Raw genomic sequence first — 18,768 nt, 5'->3', positions numbered from 1 at the left:
GCATCGCCGGGTCGCGTCGACCCTCCCCCTCCAGGGGAGGACAAGTGGAACCGACCGAATGCAAATTTCACCCCTGATCGCATTCGCGCATGTCGGCAAGAGTTTTGGCGGCGGCCGCGGCACGCAAGCGGTTCGGGCGGTGGACGACGTTTCGCTCGAGATCGCCGAGGGTGAGTTCCTCGTCATCGTCGGCGGCTCCGGCTCCGGCAAGACCACGCTGCTGCGGCTGGCGAACCGGCTGATCGACGCCGACCAGGGTCAGATCACGGTCGAGGGCGATGACGTGCGCAGCGTCGATCCGATCCAGTTGCGCCGCCGCATCGGCTATGTGTTCCAGAGCGGCGGGCTGTTTCCGCATTTCAGCGTATCCGGCAATATCGGCATCACGCCGAAGCTGATCGGCACGCCGCCGGACGAAATCGCGGCACGGGTGGACGAGTTGCTCGATCTGGTGCGGCTCGACCGCGCGCTGTACCGCGACCGTTTTCCGCATGAATTGTCGGGCGGGCAGCGCCAGCGCGTCGGAGTCGCCCGCGCGCTGGCGGCAAGGCCGCGCATCGTGCTGATGGACGAGCCGTTCGGCGCGCTCGATCCCCTCACCCGCGACGCGCTGGGCGACGATTATCGCGAGTTGCACCGCAAGCTCGGGCTGACCACGGTCATGATCACCCATGACATGACCGAAGCGCTGCTGCTGGCCGACCGAATCGCCGTGATGCGCGGCGGCAAACTGCTGGCGCAGGGCACGCCGGCTCAGCTTTCCCGCAGCGAAGATCCTTACGTCGGCGAACTGCTGCGCACGCCGCGGCGGCAGGCCGAGCGGCTCAACGCCTTGCTGCCGCGGGGTAGCGCGGCGTGAGCTTTTTCTCAGACCCGCGCTGGGGCGAGGCGCTTGCGCATTTGCCGGATTATCTCGGCAATCATGTCCGCGTCTCCGTCACGGCGCTGGCGCTCGGGCTTGTGGTCAGCCTGCCGCTGGCGATTGCGGCACGCAATCATCGAGCCATACGCGGCGCGCTGCTGGGATTTGCCAGCATCGTGCAGACGGTGCCGGGACTGGCGCTGCTGGCGCTGTTCTATCCGTTGCTGCTGGCGCTGGCCGCATTGTCGCTGGCGTGGTTCGGAGCGGGTTTTTCCGCGTTCGGATTTCTTCCGGCGGTGCTGGCACTGGCGCTGTATTCGATGCTGCCGGTGCTGCGCAACACCATCACCGGCCTTGGCGGCGTCGACCCCGCGATCCGCGAGGCCGCTGAGGGAGTCGGCATGACGCCGCTTCAGTCGCTGTTCCAGGTCGAACTGCCGCTGGCGCTGCCGGTCATGATGGCCGGCATCCGCACCGCGGCGGTCTGGGTGATCGGCACCGCGACGCTGTCGACCCCGATCGGGCAGACCAGCCTCGGCAATTACATCTTCGCGGGGTTGCAGACCCAGAACTGGGTGTTCGTGCTGTTCGGCTGCCTCGCTGCCGCGATGCTGGCGCTCGCGGTCGATCAACTGCTGGCGCTGATCGAGGCGGGCATCCGCCACCGCAGCCGGCTGCGCGTGCTGGCGGGCGGCATCGGCATCGCGACGCTGGTGGCGGCCACGCTGGTGCCGCAGACGGCACGCGCGCCGTCCGGCATCATCGTCGGCGCCAAGACCTTTGCCGAGCAATATGTGCTGTCGGCCCTGGTGGCGCAGCGGCTGCGGGCGGCGGGGTTTTCCGCCGGTTCGCGCGAGGGCCTCGGCTCCAACGTGATCTTCGAGGCGCTGGCGGCCGGCGATATCGACGTCTATGTCGATTATTCCGGCACGCTGTGGGCCAACCAGTTACAGCGCGCCGATATCAGGCCGCGCGCGGAATTGCTCGCCGAACTGAAAGCCACGCTGGCGCACCGGAACATCACGCTGCTGGGCGAACTCGGCTTTGAAAACGCCTATGCGCTGGTGATGCCGCGCCGGCGCGCCGAGGCGCTGGGCATTCGCGGAATCGCCGATCTCGCTTCGCATGCCGCAACGATGTCGATGGCGGCGGACTACGAATTCTTCTCGCGGCCGGAATGGGCGGGCCTGCAGAAGGCCTATGGCCTGAAATTTCGCACGCAGCGCCAGATGCAGCCGGACTTCATGTATGCCGCGGCGGCCTCCGGCGAGGTCGACGTCATCGCCGGCTATACCAGCGACGGGCTGATCGCCAAATACGATCTGGTGGTGCTGGAAGATACCAGGCACGCGATCCCGCCCTACGACGCCATCATGCTGCTGGCGCCGAAGCGCGCCGGGGACGAGGCGCTGCGCGCGGCGCTGACGCCGCTGCTCGGCAGCATCGACATCGCCACCATGCGGGAAGCCAATCTGCGCGCCGCCGGCGGCGATGGCGCGTCGTCGCCCGATGCGGTGGCGCGCTGGCTGTGGGACAAGGTCGGGAAGCGGTAGCCGGCGGATTCGCGTTAAATCTCGCCGACGGTGATGAGGTGAAATTGCCCGTTGACCGGTGCGTTCGGCTGAGCGCGATCCAGCAACTGCTCCTCGCCCAAACCGACGGCGAGCAGCCGCTTCGGTGAAAGCTTGAAGGTGTTGACGAGCACATCGCGGACCGCGTCGGCCCTTCGCTGGCTGAGGGTCAGATTGTGATCGCGCCGGCCGCCCGACGGGGTACGGCCGACGATCAGGAATTTGTAACCCAGCAGCGACGGATGGTAGAGCGTATCGGCGATGCGCCCGAGCACCCTGTAAGAGGCGGGCAGCACCACGGCGGCGTCCGCATCGAACTGGATTTCGGCCACCAGATTCGGCAGCTTGAGCAACTCCGGCGCGGCGGCCGGCCGCTTGGCCGGCACCGGGTCGGTTCTCGATTTGATTCGGTTCGTCAATTGCTGGCGCAGACCGGCGAGATCAAGTTCCGGCTCGGTTTCGAGGCCGGAAAGCCGCGTAACCCATTCTTCCGAACTGCCCGCCGGGGCCTGCGCCTGGGCCGGCAACGCCGCGAAGCCGAGCAGCGCGACCACGAGCAAACCGACATGGCGGCGGCTGTTGCATCCCCGGCGCATCAGCGATACCCCGCTTCGATCACGGCCTTGTTGCAATTGATGCCCATGCCGCGCGGCCCCGCGATCAGACATTCCAACGCCTTGCCACGATCGGCCTTGTCGACGCCGGGGCACAATTTGGCGATGTCGCGCGCGCACAGCCGGGCCACGGCCGCGCGCGCCGTCACCCGCTTCTGGATTGCATCGAAGGCCCGGCCATAGTCGCTCTTGCACTGCGGCGACAACACATCCTGATTGCGCGACAGGCAGTCCTTGAGACGGGTCGCATCGGGATTCACGCCGCGGCAGTTGGCCTCGATATCCCGGGCGCAGCTGGCCCCCAGCAGAGCCGCCGAGTCCTCGAATTTCACGGTCTGCGCCAACGCCGGCGACCAGGCTGCGAGGGCAAGCAGGAGCAATATCGGTCGGATCAAATTCATGGTTGCATCTCATATGATGCTGGCGCCCATGGTCAAGCCTTGCGGCAGGAAAACTGCAGGGATGGAAGCGGTATCGCGACGCAGGCCCCGCGCCGGCGCACTTTGCGGGAAAAAGCCGTGGTCGATGGCAGCGCGTTTGGCCTCGCCCCGATGAACCGCGCCGGCGAATCGGCGCTTCCGAGCCGCCTTGCCTCAGGTAAAGGCCGTCGCCAGGAAGGCGGCGAGGAGGGCGCCGATCAGGGAAAATTTCACTGCGTAATAAACGCGCTTGTTCCAGGCCTTCATCCGCTTGCCCAGCAGCCGCACCTGATAGACCGAGCCGAAGATCCGGTTCAGCCAGCCGATGCGCTCGCCATCCTCGTTCTGGGTGGCGCTCTCGTTGATGATGTGGGTGGAGACCCAGCGGTTGACCGCGGTCATGGCGCGGGTGCGCAACGGACGCTCGACGTCGCAGAACAGGATGATGCGGTCGTCGCTGGTGGTATTCTCCGCGTAATGCAGATAGGTCTCGTCGAACAGCAGGCCCTTGCCCTCGTGCCAGTAGTGCGGTTCGCCGTCGATGATGATCCGGCATTCGCCGGGCGACTTCGGCACCACCAACCCCATGTGATAGCGCAGCGAGCCGGCATAGGGATCGCGGTGCTGCACCAGTTTGCCGCCGGGCGGCAGGGTGGCGAACATCGCGCCCTTGATGTTGGGGATCGAGTTCAGGAGTTCGACGGTTTTCGGGCAATTGGCCAGCGCCGAGGGCAGCGCCGCGCCGTACCATTTCAGGTAAAACCGCTTCCATCCGGTCCTGAAGAAGGAGTTGAAGCCCCAGTCGTTGTACTTGTCGGCGGCCTTGATCTGGCCCTGCGCGAACAGCACCATCGCCTCGTCGCGGATCGGCTCCCAGTTGTCGCGCAGCAGCTTGAGTTCGGGGATCGACGCCTCGTCCAGGATGGGCCGGTTCGGCACCGCCGAAAACAGGTACATCAGCACGTTATAGGGCGCCATCAGGGTGGAATGGTCGGTGAGCTGCCGCCAGAATCCGAGCCGCACCTTGCCGCGGAAATGCACGGCCAATGCCGAGCCGATGAAAGCCCAGAGTACGAGAAACTGCGGCGCGAACAGACGCATGACCATGGCAAAAAAACCCGGTAGAAAATTACGAAGAAAGCCTTCCAGTTCCAGATGATAGCAGGATTTACCGGCCGCACTCAAGGCGCCAGACGCGGACAGCGCCGGAGGTCCTGTGCAGCCGGTCAGTGCGGATTCCCGCCCTACAGTCCCCGCACCAGGCCGGCGTCGATCAGCAACCGGTTGAAGCGGCGGGCTTCCGCGCCGCCCTTGCATGCATAGAACCGCCCTTTGCAGCGCAGCATGATCTTCTTCTGCTCCGCGAACGACGGATCGAGCGGGACACCGGCGGCGTCCTGGATCACGATCGGAAGATAGGCCGCATCGAGCGTTTCGAGTGCCGACGACAGATCGGGGGGTGAGAAGTTGATGCCGTCGAGCGCGTAATAGGTCGAGAAGTAGCGCGGATCCGCGTCCATCAGGCGTTGCGCCAGCACCTTCCGGTCGATCCCGGGTTCGATCATTTTCTGCGAGATCGCCGGCTGGTGATCGCCGAACCGCAGCACCATGAAGGACTGATCCGGATAATCGCGCGCCAGCCGCGCGGTGAAATCGCGGTAGTCTTTCGCCGTCATGCGCTGGCGACGGATATATTCGTCGATCTCCGCGGTATTGCCCGGCGGCGTCCAGTCCGGCGTCAGGTCGGGCCGATAGACGCTGGTCCAGGGAAAATGATTGGCCGTGAGGTACACGAACATGAAGATCGGCGACGGCGACGGCTGCTGGCCCGCAAACACCTTCAGGGCCTGATCGAAGTAGAACTTGTCCGGCTGCATGTCCTCGCTGACGCCCATATCCGCCATGTCGATGAAATGGCCGACACCGGTGCCCTTCTGGAAGCTGCGCGCGCCGAGGAAGTTGCCGTAGGTCGGATAGAGCGAGAAGGTCTTGTAGCCGCAACGCTTCAGCGCTTGCGGCAGACCGCGCGCCACACGGCCGGCGGTGATCCTCGTGACGTAGAACTTCAGATCACCGAACGACCGCGCCGACATGCCGCTCAGCACGTTGAACTCGGTGTACCAGGTCGGGCCGCCGGTCGCCTCTGCGATCATGGTGCGCTGAATCCCGTCGATCGACTTGAAGAAGTCGGTGTACCCCTCGGGCACCTTGACGCCGGGTGCCGCGGTGACATCGAAGCTCGACTCGTCGAGCAGCATGATGATGTGCGGCCGCTTCACGCTGGTGTCGCAATCCTCGCCCGGCGGCAGCGCCGGGCGGCCGGCGGCATGGGCTCTCGGGGTCAGGCCGCCGGCGGCGGCGTCGGCCTCGATCCATCCGGTCGACGTCAGCCGCGAGACCGCCACGACGCCCGAGCGGGCGAGGTTGGAGATATGATTGACGCCCTGGAACGGCTCCCACGGCTGCTCGGGCACGGCCACCGACAGCACCGACATGAACAGCGTCGTTGCGGCGAGCACAGCCAGCGCCAGCCTGCGGCCGATGCGAAACGGATCGGCGCGCCAGATCAGCCACAACAGCGGGATTGCCAGCACCAGCGCCACGATCAATTGCGTCCGCAACCTCGGGAATACCGAGAGCAGGAACGAGAAAGTGTCGCGATCGACGATCAGGAAGTCGAGGAAGGTCAGCGAAAGCTGCAGAATGTCGAACTTGAAGCGCGACATCACGATCAGCAGGACCACCAGAGCCAGCGCCAGCGCCGCCGATACGCCCGGCCGCGGTAGCACGAGCAGGAAAAGGCAATTGATGAAGATCCATGCCAGCACCGACAGCGTGATCGCGAAGGGACCATATTCCCAGGACAGCAGGACAGCCAGCGCGGCAAGATGCAACGCGGCGACCACGCCAACGCCGGCATAGAAGCCGAGACCGCGCGGGGCAGCTCCGGACGTTTCGGTTTCGACGGAGACTGGAATGTTAGCCTCCCTTGCTAGAGATGCTTCAGGAAACCGGCATCGATCAGGAGCCGGTTGAAGCGGCGGGCTTCCGCGCCGCTCTTGCAGGCATAGAACACGCCCTTGCAGCGCATCATGATGCTCTTCTGCTCCTCGAACGAGGGATCCAGCGGAATTCCCGCGGCTTCCTGGATCACCAGCGGCAGGTACGGCGCGTCGATGGTTTCCATCACCGCGGGGCTCTTCACCGGTTCGAAGTTGATGCTGTCGATCGCATAATAGGTGGCGAAATAACGCGGGTCGTAACTCTCGAACTTCTTGCCGACGCCGGCCTCGTCGAGACCGGGATCCAGGATGTTCGACGAGAATTCCGGCTGATGATCGCCATAGCGCACGATCAGGAACGGCTGCGCCGGGAACTTCTTCTTCAGCCCCGCCACGAATGCCGAATAGTCGTCGGCGCTCATCGTCTGCCGGCGCAGATATTCATCGACTTTCGGACCGTTGCCGGGCCCCGCCCAGGACGGCGTCAGGTCGGGGCGAAACCGCTTCTCCCAGGGGAAGTGATTGGCGGCGAGGTACACGAAGATGAACTGCGGCTTCGCCGGCGCTTCCTGCGACAACAGGCTCAGGGCCTTGTCGTAGAAGAAGCGGTCGGGCTCGACGCCCCTGGCGCCGAGATCGCGCGCGTCCAGGAAGGTCTGGATCCCGGTGGTGGTGTGGAACTGGCGCGCGCTCATGAAGGCGCCATGGGCCGGATAGAGCGACGTCGTGCTGTAGCCGCAGCGGCGCAGCGCCAGCGGCAGGCCGCGCTCGACGCGGCCCGCCGCAATGCGGGTCACGAAATAGGAGAACCGGCCGAACGAGCGCGACGAGAGCCCGGCCAGCACGTTGTATTCGGTGAACCAGCTCGCACCACCGCTGCTTTCCGCCATGAAGGTGCGCGACTTGCCGTCGGACGATTTGAAGTGGCTGCCATAGCCCGGGGGGACCTTGATGCCCCTGGCCTGCCGGATGTCGAAGCTGGACTCGTCATGGATCATGATGATGTGGGGCCGCCGCCCGGTCGGAGCGCAGGATTCCTCCAGCGGCACCTTGAGGCGCCCGGCAGCAACGGCATCGGATTCCATGAAGCCGTAATTCAGGAAATCCGACACCGCGGTGACGCCCGAGCGGGAGAATTTCGACAGGTAGCCGTCGTCGTGATAGCCGCGCCAGGGGTGCTCGGGCCACGCATAGGCATATCCCACCAGCGCGGCCAGACAGGCCAGCTTGCAGACCAGCGCCGGCAGGCGGCGGATGCGGAACGGGTCGAGCCACCACAGCGCGTACATCAAGGGCAGGATGAGGGTTGTCGCGCCGATCACGGACCAGCGCAGATCGGGGAAGATCGTAAACAGGAAAGCCGCGCTGTCGCGATCGATCACCATCACGTCGACGAAGTTCGCGGTCATCTGGACGATGCCGTGCTTGAGCTGCGACAGCAGGATCAACATCACGACCAGGGTCAGCGACAGCGCGCCCGACAGCGCCGGACGCCGCAACAGCGCGATCCAGAAGAAATTCAGCAGTCCCCAGGACAACAGGAAACCGAGCCGTGCGCCAAAGTCGGATTCGGTCTGCAGCATCAGGCCGATCGCCGCCAGATGGGGCGCTGCGACGGCAAGCAGCCGCCAGAACCCTACCGCGGCCAGGCCTGCGGGGGCGACGGTGGCGACTGGACCTGGATTTGGCGCGGGCGCCATGAACGGGACGCAACTATACCCGGCACTGCCTTTGAGCCTTGGCTGGCGATGACCAGGAGACGGACGCCGCACCCGGAGCCTGCGACGTGTCATAAAAATGTAGGGGAAACGTCATGAACACGCAATGAATTTGGGGCAGCCGGCCGCGGGAGCGCCGCCGCAACCCCGGGGGGCTGCCCGGGGAGAGGCAGCAGCCGGCATCATTGCCTCCTCCCTCCCGGGAGGAGAAAAATGGGCTTCGTGCGCGCCCCGCGCTTCTGGAACACCGCTCGCTTCAGCCCGTTTGGCTTATGGACTTACCCCGGGGGTGCCGACCCGGCCTGGCCCAAGGCCCACGGAGATACCATGAAGAGCAAAGTGGTTTCCAGCAGCGCGGATCAGCGCACCATCATCGTCGTCCTCGAAACCGGCGAGGAAGCCTTTGCGACGCTGACCCGGTGCGCCAATGCGGCCGGTATTTCCGGCGCATCGCTGACGGCGATCGGCGCATTCGAGAAAGCCGTCATCGGCTGGTTCGATATCGCGACCAAAAGCTACCGGAAGATCCGGGTGGACGAACAATGCGAAGTGCTGAGCGCGCTTGGCGACATCGCCACCGGCGACGACGGCAAGGCCAGCCTGCATATTCATGTCGTGCTCGGCCTGTCGGACGGTTCGACGCGCGGCGGCCATCTGCTCGAGGGCAAGGTCCGGCCGACCCTCGAAGTCGTGCTCGAGGAGGCATCGATCGGGCTGCGCCGGCGCAAGCGGCCAGAGCTCGGAATCGCGCTGATCGATCTCGCCGACGAGGCGTAATGGATCGGAATCGAAAGGCCCCGGCGCGTGCCGGGGCCTTTTGCTGACAGCCGCTGCTGGCTCAGGCGACGACCGGGACGCCGTAATAGTCGTTCACCGCGCGCGTGCGCGACGGGTCCGACCAGTTCCAGCTGTTGTCGTTGCCGTATTTCGGCGCGCCTTCGAGCTGCTGAAGGGTGATGCCGGTAATATACCCACCCAGATTGGTGTCATATTTCAGCGACTGCCAGGGCAGCGGATAGTGATCGTCGCCGATCCCGAGGAAGCCGCCAAAGCTCAGCACCGCGTAGGAAACCTTCCCGCTGATCTTGTCGATCATGACACGCTCGATGCTTCCGATCTTTTCGCTGTCGGCGCCGTAAACCGCAGTTCCTTCGACCTTGTCGCTGCCGATCAGGGTTCCGGTCTCGCTGGATTCAATTGCCATCGCTCGTCCTCCTTTACTGTGTGTCGATGAGAAACGGCCGTGCCAAAAGTTTGTTCCGACTTCGGCTACCCGTTTGGCCGCCTCGCGATGCCTTCGATGAACAGATCGAGGATCGCCTCGGCGGTCGCCCCGGCCTCGTCCTCGGCGATGCCCCAGCGCGGAAAGTGCCCGTCGATGTTCATGCGGGCAAAACCATAGACCAGAGCGCGGCCGGCGATCTGGACCCGTTTCAGGTCTCCGCTGCGCAACTGGCCCAGCGCAAACGCGTCTGCCAGCGTGCGCTCGACCAGACCGATCAGTTCGGCATTGTCCCGCGACAGGTCGGCCGCCTTGTCATGGACGAAATACCGGCCGCTGGAGATGATCTCGAAATGGGCCGGGTTGCGCATCGCCCAGCGCAGATAGGCGAGACCGAGCGCCCGAAACCGCGCCAGCGGGTCGCTGTCGGGTACTTCGGCCAGCGCGGCCGATATCTCGGCCCGGAAACGCTGCTGCGCTTCGCCGGCAACCGCCGTCATCAGGGCGTCGCGGCTCGGAAAATGCCGGAACGGGGCGCCCGGCGAGACCCCGGCGCGACGCGCGGCCTCGCGCACGCTGACCGCTTCCGCCCCGCCCTCGCCGGCCAGTTGCAGCGCCGCCTCGATCAGCACGCGCCTGAGATCGCCATGATGATAGGGTTTCGGCGACGCAGCCGGGTTTTTGGCGGGCCGGCGTTTTGGCTTGGCGGCAACGGGCATGGCGATGACCTATACGCAAATCCTGAAAACAACCCCATGCAAAGAATGGCTGGTTGCGTTCCACCTGCTCCCATCAACATCTGGTATCACCTCATCGTGAATGTAAGCACCGCATACAAAGATTGACCTCCGCTGCGGATGAAATGTAACTAGTGATTACATTATTGTCGGAGCCAACCATGACACCATCTCATCGCCAGCACTGGTTCGACGGCTGGCGGCTGTTCGCCGTGCTGACGCTGGTGCTCGCGGCCCTGAGCGTCGGGATCGCGGGCATGCGGGGTTTTGAGGTCGACGGCGTGCGCATGGTGATCCGCTTCACCGCGCGGACCTCGCTGCTGTTGTTCTGCCTCGCCTTCAGCGCCGCGGCGCTGGCGCGGCTGTGGCCCAATGCGTGGACACGGTGGCAGCGGCGCAACCGGCGCTATCTCGGCGTGACGTTTGCGGCGTCGCACGGCATCCACGCCGTCGCCATCGCCTGTTTTGCGATGATGGATCCCGCCGGCTATGCAGCCGCCACCAACGCCGCATCCTATATCTTCGGCGGCCTCGGCTATGCCTTCATCATCGCGATGGCCGCAACCTCGTTCGACCGCACCGCGGCGGCGATCGGCCCGCGCACCTTTCGCATCCTGCATCTCGCCGGCGGCTATTATCTGCTGTTTCAGTTCACGGTGTCGTTCGGCAAGCGGATTCCCGACATGCCGCTGTACGCGCTGTTCCTGATCCCGCTGCTGGCGGTGCTGGCGCTGCGGCTGATCGCGATGGCGTCGCGGCGAACCCCGCGCACGGTTCGGGCGGGCTAACGGCCATTGCCCTGCCTCACGCCTTCGGCATCAGCCCGAGGCGCCTGGCGATGATCCTGTCGACCATGCGCCTGGGCAGCACCGATCCAATCCACTGCTGGATCGGATCCGGCGTGATCTGGTAGCGCACCCTGGGACGGGACGACGTCAGGGCGCCGGCAATGACCTCGGCGACCTTCTCCGCCGGCAGTCCGGCCTCGCCGAGTTGCAGCATGAATGTGCGCATTCGCTGCAGCGCCGGAAAGAACGGCGAATTCCGGTAAATCGAGATGTCGGCCTCCCCGGCCTTGCTCCAGATCGGCGTCTTCACCGGGCCGGGGGCGACGATGATGACGTCGATGCCGAACAGCATCATTTCGCGGCGCAGGCTTTCCGACAGCCCCTCGATCGCGTGCTTCGACGCCACATAGGGCGCCGTCATCGGCGCGCCGACCTTGCCGGAGACCGAGCTGACCATCACGATCCGCCCTTTCGGACCTTTCAGCGACGGATCGGATCCGAGCAGCGGACCGAAAGCCTGCGTGGTCAGCACGGGGCCGATGAGGTTGACCTCCATCTGGCGGCGGAATTCGCCGGCCGCGAGTTCGAGCAGCGGCCCCGCGACCGCGATCCCGGCATTGTTGACGAGGCCACCGAGCGTCGTACCGCCGAGCGCAGTGCGGACTGTTCGCGCGGCGGCCAGCACCGCAGCCTCATCGGTGACGTCGAACGACAGCGGCGTGAAATTCGCGCCGAACCCATTGGCGAGACGTTCGGCATCGGCCTGTTTGCGCACGCTGCCGAACACGCGAAAGCCGCGAGCGAGCAACAGTTTTGACGTGGCCCAGCCGATGCCGGTGGACGCACCGGTGATGACGACGGATTGCATGCTTCTCTCCTGGTCGAAGAAACCTTGTAGTTCGCACCGGGGGAGACGCAATCCGGGGATGCTGCCGCTTCACCATGTGCGACAAGTGGATGACGGCCCCGGTGTAAATTATTCAGGTGGGGTGAGCGGAATTGACCACAGGGCCGGGTTCCGAACATGACAGGTTCGGTTCCATCACCGCCACTACACTGGCATCACCGGTGACTGAGAGCCCCGCGCTCCCGCCCGATCCTGGGAGCTTCATGACCCAAATCCAGCTTATCGGCTCGTCTCCGGCTCCATTCCCGTGCCGTTTCGAATTGGCGGCAGACACGCCTTACGCCCGTGAGTTCTGCTTGTTTGAATTTCCGGGGTGTGAGGGGTGACCGAACGCCCTGCACAGCGCCAGTATGCTCAGAAATACAGAAGATCCGCTGAAAGCCACGGCCTGCCAGGCATGGCTGGCGCTCGGCCTCCGTCCGCGGATCTAGTCGTTTCCCACGACCAGCCGTGGCTGCCCGGTCGATGTTTGATCCGGGAGCGCAACCAAGTGACCGCCAGCTTGTTACGGAGACACCCCAACGGAGAAAATCCCATGCGCGTGTTCGTCCTCGCCACGATATTGCTCGCCACTTCGAGCCTCAGCTCATTCGCCCAGGAGCAAGGCAAAACGCCGGCGGCAGCGCCGCAAGCCGGGGCTCCGGCCCAAACCGACCAGGCCCCACCGGCATCCCCGGATCAAAAGGCCGACCGCGAGCAGCAGAAACCCGACAACCGCGCGATGGGGCCGGACTGGAGGATACGTCGCAGCGACAATGACCGCATGGATCGCGACGACCGCGAGAAGGGCCATGGCGGGATGATGCGCCGTAGCGACAGCGACCGCATGGACCGCGATGACCGCGAGACGAGACACGGCGGAATGATCCGCCGTAGCGACAGCGACCGCATGGACCGCGATAGCGACATCGACCGCGGACGCCTTTCGGAGGGCGGCGATCGGGACTGGGACCGGGCGGACCGGGACAGATTCTACCAGAGTTATGCCGCAGAACGGCCCCGGCGCCGCGTGAAGATTTGCGTCGAGTATGAAAATGGCGAGGAGTATTGCCGCTACAGGCCATAACGGCGACGGCAAACGATCCTGAATGGGGCGCGGGCGGATCTGCCGGCGGCTGCAATCACCCGCGCTCCCATCACCCGTGCTCCCAGAACACTTGATTTCGCGCAAAGAGCGGCTCGGGGGAAGCTGTTAGCTTTGAACATCACGTTCGCCATCCGGAGCTGACTGCGATGCGAAAAATTCCGAACCTGTCGATCTCGCCGGAGAAAGTGTTCTTCATCATCGCGAAGTCGCGCCAATCCGACGGCAACGCCGACCGGTCGGATCTGACCGCCGATCCGGGCGACGACATGCCGGAGGATCATGCCAACAGCACCGATCGCTCCGAGCTTTCCGGATTCATTCGAGGCCTGAACGTCGATGAGCAGATCGACCTCGTCGCCCTGATGTGGCTCGGCCGCGGTGACGGCGATCTCGACGGCTGGCGCGATCTGCACGCGGAGGCCTCGCGTGCCCACAACAACCGTACGGCATCCTACCTGATCGGTACGCCCATGCTGGCAGACTATCTGGAGGAAGCGCTGACGCAGTTCGGCAAGTCATTCGAGGATTTCGAAGAACATCTCTGATCGTCAACATCCAGCCGACGGCGTGAACCGGATCATCTGACCGAGACCCTTCGAAAACAGGAGCGCGCCATGATTTCGGTCTTGATCGGGGCGCCCATGATCTGCATCGGCGGCGCAACCTGCTTTTGGGCCATCGACAAGTTTGTCAACGAAGCACGCCTGGCAAATCTCCCCAAACAGCTCGTGGTGCCGATCTGCCCGGCGGCGATCCTGCAGCGGGCGCTGCCGCTGGCAGGTATCAACTCGCTGTAGCGCCTGACGCGATGCAAGATGTGGACGCAGGCTGATGAAGACGGACCTTCCATCGACTTTGCCGCCTCTGGCCGCGCACCCTCCGCCGGAAGTGGCGCAGACCCCCCCGCCTGTATTGCCTTTATTGCCGGGCGTCGCACCCAGATCCTCTGTTGCTGATGAACTCGTTGTGGCCCCGCCAGTGCGGGATTTCAATCTTGTGCGCGACCTGAAACTGTTCGGGCGTGTTCGCGCCGAGGGCGGGCGCCGAGTCGTGGCGATTTTCGCCGTTTCGACTGTCGTCACCATTGCCAACATGTTCGGGCAGGTGGAACTGAATGAGTGGAACGGCCAGTTCTTCGACGCCGTGGGCCGCAAGGATCTGTCGGGCTTCGTCCATCATCTCTGGACGTTCCTCGTCATCATTGCCGTCTTGCTGGCGCTCACGGTGGCCCAGACCTTTCTGCAGGAACGGCTGAAATTCCGGTTACGCGAGTGGATCACCCGTCACCTGCTGGTCGAGTGGCTCAAGCCGTTGCGCGTCTATCAGCTGGGCTTTGCCGGCCAGTATGGTCACAATCCGGACCAGCGCATACAGGAGGATACGCGCCTGCTCGGCGACTACAGCGCGGACCTCGGCTGCGGCATGGTCTACTCCCTGCTCCAGATCGCCGCTTTCGTGGGCGTGCTGTGGGCCTTGTCGGCGCAGGTGACCTTCCAGGTGGCGGGCCATAACATCGCCATTCCCGGTTATATGGTCTGGTGTGCGCTCGGTTATGCCCTGATCGGCTCCAGCCTGACCTGGCTGGTGGGACGGCCGCTGATCGCCCTGAATGGCGAACGATATGCGCGCGAGGCGGAGTTCCGCTTCGCTCTCGTTCGGGTCAACGAATCCGGCGAGAGCATTGCGCTGCATGGCGGTGAAAAGGACGAACAGCGGCATCTCGAGGCCGCGCTCGCGGCCGTGGTGGATACCATGCGTCGCATCTCTTCTTCGCTCGCCCACCTTACCTGGATCACCTCGGGCACCGGCTGGCTGTCGCTCGTCGTTCCTATACTGGTGGCCGCACCGGCGTATTTCGGCGGCAGCCTGACCCTTGGCGGCCTGATCATGGTGGCGGGCGCCTTTTCCCAGGTGCAGGGCGCGATGCGATGGTTCGTGGATAATTTTTCGCGGCTCGCCGACTGGCGGGCGGCGGTCCACCGGGTCGCGCGCTTTCGCGAAGCGCTCGACAACCTGCCCGCGGTCGAAGCGGGCGCGGAGGAGATCAAACGCGCGCCGCACCCCGACGGCCATCTCGCTTTCGAGGGTGTGCGCGTCCTGCTGCCGGACGGGCACATCGTTATCGACGACGCGACCGTCAGCATCGCACCGGGCGAGCGCGTGCTGATCGTCGGCGATACCGGTCGCGGAAAATCAACGCTGTTCCGCGCCGTGGCGGGTCTCTGGCCGTGGGGTTCCGGGACCATCCTCACGCCTCCACCCGGGACGATGGCGTTCCTGCCGCAGCGCCCCTACCTGCCGTTGGGCACGTTACGCAACGCCCTGAGCTATCCGAGCGCCACCGACGCTTTCCCCGATGCGGATATTCGAAAGGCGCTGGAGCGGTGCGATCTCGGCAATCTCGTTCCCAAGCTCGACCGCACGGAGCGCTGGGACAAGGAGCTTTCGCTCGGCGAACAGGAGCGCGTAGCGTTCGCGCGGCTGCTGCTCCACAAACCAGGATGGGTGTTTCTCGACGAAGCGACGGCCGCGCTCGACGAGGACAGCCAACGCCGCGTCATGCGCCTGTTCGACGACGAGCTGAAGCAGACGACCTTGTTGAGCATCGGTCACCGTCCGGATCTTGCCGTCTATCACACGCGAACGCTTCAGCTCGTTCATGGACTTGACGGTGACCGCCTCAAGCTCAAGCCGCCCCCTGCCCCACCCCCGCCGCGGCGCTGGCTGCAGCGACTCGACGATTGGTTGCTGGCCATCCGGTCATGATGCGGTCTCCGGCTTTGCATCGGCCGCGTGCGACGGTTCCAGCAAGGTTGGCTGCAGCGACGCGATCGCAATCAAGCGCAACAGTGCGACGGTTGCTCGCTTTCGCGAGCGCGGAGCCGTGCATCGATGGCCGTCGCGACATGGCAAGCTCGCTGCCAATCACAACGATCTGGATATTATCTCGGAGAACTCCCCGGCCATCTAATGCCGCAAGAGGGCGAGAAGAATGATGATCGGAATGGGGACACCTAGCATCCACAGCAGGATTCCACGACCCATGATTTCCTCCTCCGTTCCGTTCTCGCCTAACGGTCGCAGTTCCGGCATCCGTCGTATCGACGCTTGTGGCAGGAGCGGGTCGCAACTCGTTTGCGCTAAATCAACACAAGCCGTGCGCGGTTCATGAATAATGGAACACGCCCCAACAGCAAGATTCATCCTGGGGCGGGCGCATCCGGCAAATCGTGATGGGGCCTGCGCGACCATGAGCAGATCAAGCGTCGCTCTCGTCAATCTTCGGGCTGTTGTCATCATTATCGTGCTGGCATTCCATTCCGTTCTCCCTTACCTCGCCTCGCTGCCGGCCGCCGCGTATCCCTTCGACAGCCCACCTTATCTCTGGCTGGCTTTTCCGATCGTGGACAGCCAACGATGGTTCGGGTTCGACCTGTTCTGCGCCTGGCAGGACGTCAGCCTCATGAGCTTGATGTTTTTCCTCTCGGGCCTGTTCGTACCGTCGAGCCTCGCGCGCAAGGGAAGCTGGGAGTTTCTGTCGGACCGCCTGCTGCGGATCGGCCTGCCGATCGTGCTGGCCGTCATTTTTCTCGCGCCGCTCGCCTATTATCCCGCCTATCGCACGACTGCCGCTGACCCGGGCCTCGATGCCTATTGGCGGCATTGGCTGGCGCTGCCGTTCTGGCCGAGCGGGCCGCAATGGTTCCTGGGCCTGCTGCTGGCGTTCAACGTGCTGGCGGCCGCGATGCATCGTTTCGTTCCCGGATGGGACCGGGCGCTCGCCCGGCTGGTGGCCGTCGCCGGCGATGATCCGGTGCGGTTCCTTCTCGTTCTGGTGACGGTCTCCGCATTGGCCTATGTCCCCCTGGCGCTAGCCTGGTCGCCGTTCGAATGGACGAACATCGGCCCCATTTCCTTTCAGCTCAGCCGGCCGTTGCATTACCTCGTCTATTTCCTCGCCGGCGTGGCGGTCGGAACCCATGGCCTCGACCGCGGCCTGCTCGACTGCGATGGGGCATTGGCGCGGCGCTGGCCGGCATGGCTCGCCGCGGCCGTGGCCGGCTTCCTGCTCTGGGCCGCTCCGACCTCGGTGACGGTGGCGGACTGGAGCGGCGCTTCCCTGATCGCGAAACTGGCCGCCGGCATGGGCTTTGTCGTCGCCTGCGCGGCGGGCTGCCTGGGCTCGCTGGCGATCTGCCTGCGCCTGGCCCATTGGCGCGTGCGGGCGTTTGACAGCCTGTCAGCCAATGCCTACCGAATATACCTGATCCACTACGTGTTTGCCGTCTGGCTGCAATATGCGCTGCTGGGCGCCGGGTTGTTTGCGATCGGCAAGGCCGCGATCGTGTTCGGCGGCACCCTGATCATGAGCTGGAGCATCGCCGCCGCCATCGGTGGCGCGCTGCCGGTCTCGCGGCTGACTGCCACCCTGCGGGGATTACGCCGCGCGTGAAGACTGAACTGACGTCGGACGGAAAGTGATCGAGTCCCGGTAAAATGCCCCTGGTCTTCACTCTTGCATTCCGAAATCTGTTTCATGACCGGCTTCGCTTCATTGCGACGGTGATCGGGATCGTGTTCTCCATCGTTCTGGTCACCGTCCAGATGGGACTGTATCTGGGCTTCGGCCGCATGGTGACGACGATGATCGATCATGCGTCCGCCGATCTGTGGATCATGCCGCAGGGGACCAAGTGCTTCGAGGACCCCTCGCTGCTGGACACGCGCGAGCGCTATCGCGCGCTTTCGATCGGCGGCGTGGCGGATGCGACCCCCGTCGTGATCGGATTTGCCGATTGGCGAATCCCGGGCGGCGCGACCACACCGGTTTTCGTTATCGGTTCGGATCTGCGGGCCGGCGGGCTGCAACCGTGGAACCTGGTGGAAGGCCGGGTCGAGGCGCTGTCGACCCCGAACGCGGTGGCGATCGACCGGTCCTATTTCGAGCGGCTCGGCGTCACGGGGACGGGGATGGGGGCGACCGCCGAGATCCGCCAGCAACTGGTGCGGGTCGCCGCCGTCACCGACGGCATCCGTTCATTCACCACGACGCCGTTCGTTTTCATGGACGTCGATCGGGCGCGGGCCCATACCGGAGTTCCCTCCGGCAAGGCCACCTATGTTCTGGTGCGCTTGGACCCGAACGCCGACCGGGCTTCCGTCCGCCGTCAGCTGCTGTCGAACATCTCCGATGTCGAGGTTCTGACCACGGCCGAGTTTCGCGAACGCAGCCGCTCGTTCTGGCTCTTCAGCACCGGCGCCGGCGCGGCATTGTTCGCCGGAGCGTTGCTCGGGGTGATCGTCGGTACCGTCATTGTGGCCCAGACGCTCTATTCGAGCACCAAGGAGCATCTCAACGAGTTCGCCACGCTGCGCGCCATCGGCTCGTCCCGGCGCTATATCTACAAGGTGATCGTCTGCCAGGCGCTCCTCAGCGCCGTCATCGGCTTCTCTCTCGCCGCGCTGATCGGCGAGATCATCGTGGGACTGACCGCGGCCACGGCGTTGCCGATCGTCATTACCCCCGGACTGATGGTCGGGCTGTTTCTGCTCACCGTCGTGATGTGCGTCGGGTCGGCCGTTGCCGCGATCGTTCAGGTCACCCGCATCGACCCCGCCATAGTGTTCACGCGATGACCGAACCCTTGCTCGAGGCGACGGATGTGGCGAAGGTCCTTGGCAGCGGCGCCGCGAAGGTGGAGGCACTCAAGGGCGTCAGCCTGACCCTCAAGGGCGGCGAGCTGACGCTTCTGATGGGGCCTTCCGGGAGCGGCAAGACCACGCTGCTGTCCATTCTCGGATGCATGCTGACGCCGACGGAAGGAACCGTTCGCATCTGCG

General features: G+C 64.7%; 19 protein-coding genes. 11 read left to right on the top strand and 8 right to left on the bottom strand.

The window, feature by feature from the left end; genetic code table 11:
• Positions 1 to 58 precede the first annotated feature (58 nt).
• Both Q8R73_RS07790 and Q8R73_RS07785 read left to right on the top strand, forming a co-directional pair.
• Positions 59 to 859, top strand: a complete 801-nt coding sequence (locus tag Q8R73_RS07790) for an ATP-binding cassette domain-containing protein (protein ID WP_305718964.1) — start codon at positions 59 to 61, stop codon at positions 857 to 859.
• Positions 856 to 2,415 carry an ABC transporter permease/substrate-binding protein gene (locus Q8R73_RS07785; protein ID WP_305718963.1) on the top strand — a complete coding sequence of 520 codons (1,560 nt, stop codon included), beginning with the start codon at positions 856 to 858 and terminating at the stop codon, positions 2,413 to 2,415. The genes Q8R73_RS07790 and Q8R73_RS07785 overlap by 4 nt, the downstream gene beginning before the upstream one ends.
• 14 nt (positions 2,416 to 2,429) lie before the next feature.
• On the opposite strand, the gene Q8R73_RS07780 is transcribed toward Q8R73_RS07785, so the two are convergent.
• From Q8R73_RS07780 to Q8R73_RS07760, 5 genes are all read right to left on the bottom strand, one after another.
• Positions 2,430 to 2,987, bottom strand: coding sequence for an OmpA family protein (locus Q8R73_RS07780; protein ID WP_305718962.1), 558 nt, complete (start codon positions 2,985 to 2,987; stop codon positions 2,430 to 2,432).
• A 41-nt stretch (positions 2,988 to 3,028) separates the two neighbouring features.
• A complete protein-coding gene (locus Q8R73_RS07775) occupies positions 3,029 to 3,448 on the bottom strand; it encodes a hypothetical protein (RefSeq protein ID WP_305718961.1) in 420 nt (139 codons plus the stop codon).
• A 192-nt stretch (positions 3,449 to 3,640) separates the two neighbouring features.
• Entirely contained in the window at positions 3,641 to 4,573 is a 933-nt protein-coding gene (locus Q8R73_RS07770; RefSeq protein WP_305718960.1) for an aspartyl/asparaginyl beta-hydroxylase domain-containing protein, read from the bottom strand.
• A 137-nt stretch (positions 4,574 to 4,710) separates the two neighbouring features.
• The gene (locus Q8R73_RS07765) at positions 4,711 to 6,372 is read right to left on the bottom strand and encodes a sulfatase-like hydrolase/transferase (protein WP_305718959.1); all 1,662 of its coding nucleotides are present in this window, start codon (positions 6,370 to 6,372) and stop codon (positions 4,711 to 4,713) included.
• Positions 6,373 to 6,458: 86 nt separating this feature from the next.
• Complete coding sequence (locus Q8R73_RS07760) at positions 6,459 to 8,168, bottom strand: sulfatase-like hydrolase/transferase (RefSeq protein ID WP_305718958.1); 1,710 nt, start codon at positions 8,166 to 8,168, stop codon at positions 6,459 to 6,461.
• 345 nt (positions 8,169 to 8,513) lie between these two features.
• Here Q8R73_RS07760 and Q8R73_RS07755 point away from each other — a divergent pair, with 345 nt between their 5' ends.
• A complete protein-coding gene (locus tag Q8R73_RS07755) occupies positions 8,514 to 8,963 on the top strand; it encodes a PPC domain-containing DNA-binding protein (protein ID WP_305718957.1) in 450 nt (149 codons plus the stop codon).
• Positions 8,964 to 9,024: 61 nt separating this feature from the next.
• On the opposite strand, the gene Q8R73_RS07750 is transcribed toward Q8R73_RS07755, so the two are convergent.
• Both Q8R73_RS07750 and Q8R73_RS07745 read right to left on the bottom strand, forming a co-directional pair.
• A complete protein-coding gene (locus tag Q8R73_RS07750) occupies positions 9,025 to 9,390 on the bottom strand; it encodes a PRC-barrel domain-containing protein (protein WP_305718956.1) in 366 nt (121 codons plus the stop codon).
• A 65-nt stretch (positions 9,391 to 9,455) separates the two neighbouring features.
• Positions 9,456 to 10,127, bottom strand: coding sequence for a TetR/AcrR family transcriptional regulator (locus Q8R73_RS07745; protein WP_305718955.1), 672 nt, complete (start codon positions 10,125 to 10,127; stop codon positions 9,456 to 9,458).
• Positions 10,128 to 10,306: 179 nt separating this feature from the next.
• On the opposite strand from Q8R73_RS07745, the gene Q8R73_RS07740 reads away from it, so the two are divergent.
• Positions 10,307 to 10,933 (top strand): ferric reductase-like transmembrane domain-containing protein, encoded by a 627-nt coding sequence (locus tag Q8R73_RS07740; protein WP_305718954.1) that lies wholly within the window; start codon positions 10,307 to 10,309, stop codon positions 10,931 to 10,933.
• A 16-nt stretch (positions 10,934 to 10,949) separates the two neighbouring features.
• Here the strand turns inward: Q8R73_RS07740 and Q8R73_RS07735 are convergent, their stop codons facing one another.
• On the bottom strand, positions 10,950 to 11,801 hold the full coding sequence (locus Q8R73_RS07735) for an SDR family oxidoreductase (RefSeq protein WP_305718953.1): 852 nt from the start codon (positions 11,799 to 11,801) through the stop codon (positions 10,950 to 10,952).
• 574 nt (positions 11,802 to 12,375) lie between these two features.
• Here Q8R73_RS07735 and Q8R73_RS07730 point away from each other — a divergent pair.
• The 7 genes from Q8R73_RS07730 to Q8R73_RS07700 form a co-directional block, all read left to right on the top strand.
• Positions 12,376 to 12,906 (top strand): hypothetical protein, encoded by a 531-nt coding sequence (locus Q8R73_RS07730; protein WP_305718952.1) that lies wholly within the window; start codon positions 12,376 to 12,378, stop codon positions 12,904 to 12,906.
• Between the two features lie 167 nt (positions 12,907 to 13,073).
• Complete coding sequence (locus Q8R73_RS07725) at positions 13,074 to 13,472, top strand: DUF3775 domain-containing protein (protein WP_305718951.1); 399 nt, start codon at positions 13,074 to 13,076, stop codon at positions 13,470 to 13,472.
• Between the two features lie 69 nt (positions 13,473 to 13,541).
• On the top strand, positions 13,542 to 13,724 hold the full coding sequence (locus Q8R73_RS07720; RefSeq protein ID WP_305718950.1) for a hypothetical protein: 183 nt from the start codon (positions 13,542 to 13,544) through the stop codon (positions 13,722 to 13,724).
• A 34-nt stretch (positions 13,725 to 13,758) separates the two neighbouring features.
• Positions 13,759 to 15,693: an ABC transporter ATP-binding protein/permease gene (locus Q8R73_RS07715; protein ID WP_305718949.1), complete on the top strand. Its 1,935-nt coding sequence runs from the start codon at positions 13,759 to 13,761 to the stop codon at positions 15,691 to 15,693.
• A 484-nt stretch (positions 15,694 to 16,177) separates the two neighbouring features.
• Positions 16,178 to 17,380 (top strand): acyltransferase, encoded by a 1,203-nt coding sequence (locus Q8R73_RS07710; protein WP_305718948.1) that lies wholly within the window; start codon positions 16,178 to 16,180, stop codon positions 17,378 to 17,380.
• Between the two features lie 44 nt (positions 17,381 to 17,424).
• Positions 17,425 to 18,564, top strand: a complete 1,140-nt coding sequence (locus Q8R73_RS07705; RefSeq protein WP_305718947.1) for an ABC transporter permease — start codon at positions 17,425 to 17,427, stop codon at positions 18,562 to 18,564.
• A partial coding sequence (locus Q8R73_RS07700) for an ATP-binding cassette domain-containing protein (protein ID WP_305718946.1) occupies positions 18,561 to 18,768 on the top strand: 208 nt, incomplete at its 3' end. The genes Q8R73_RS07705 and Q8R73_RS07700, both read left to right, overlap by 4 nt.

Source organism: Bradyrhizobium sp. (assembly GCF_030697065.1).
Classification (GTDB): domain Bacteria; phylum Pseudomonadota; class Alphaproteobacteria; order Rhizobiales; family Xanthobacteraceae; genus Bradyrhizobium.
The sequence above is the reverse complement of the archived record's forward strand: the minus strand, read 5'-3'. Positions and strand labels throughout refer to the sequence as shown.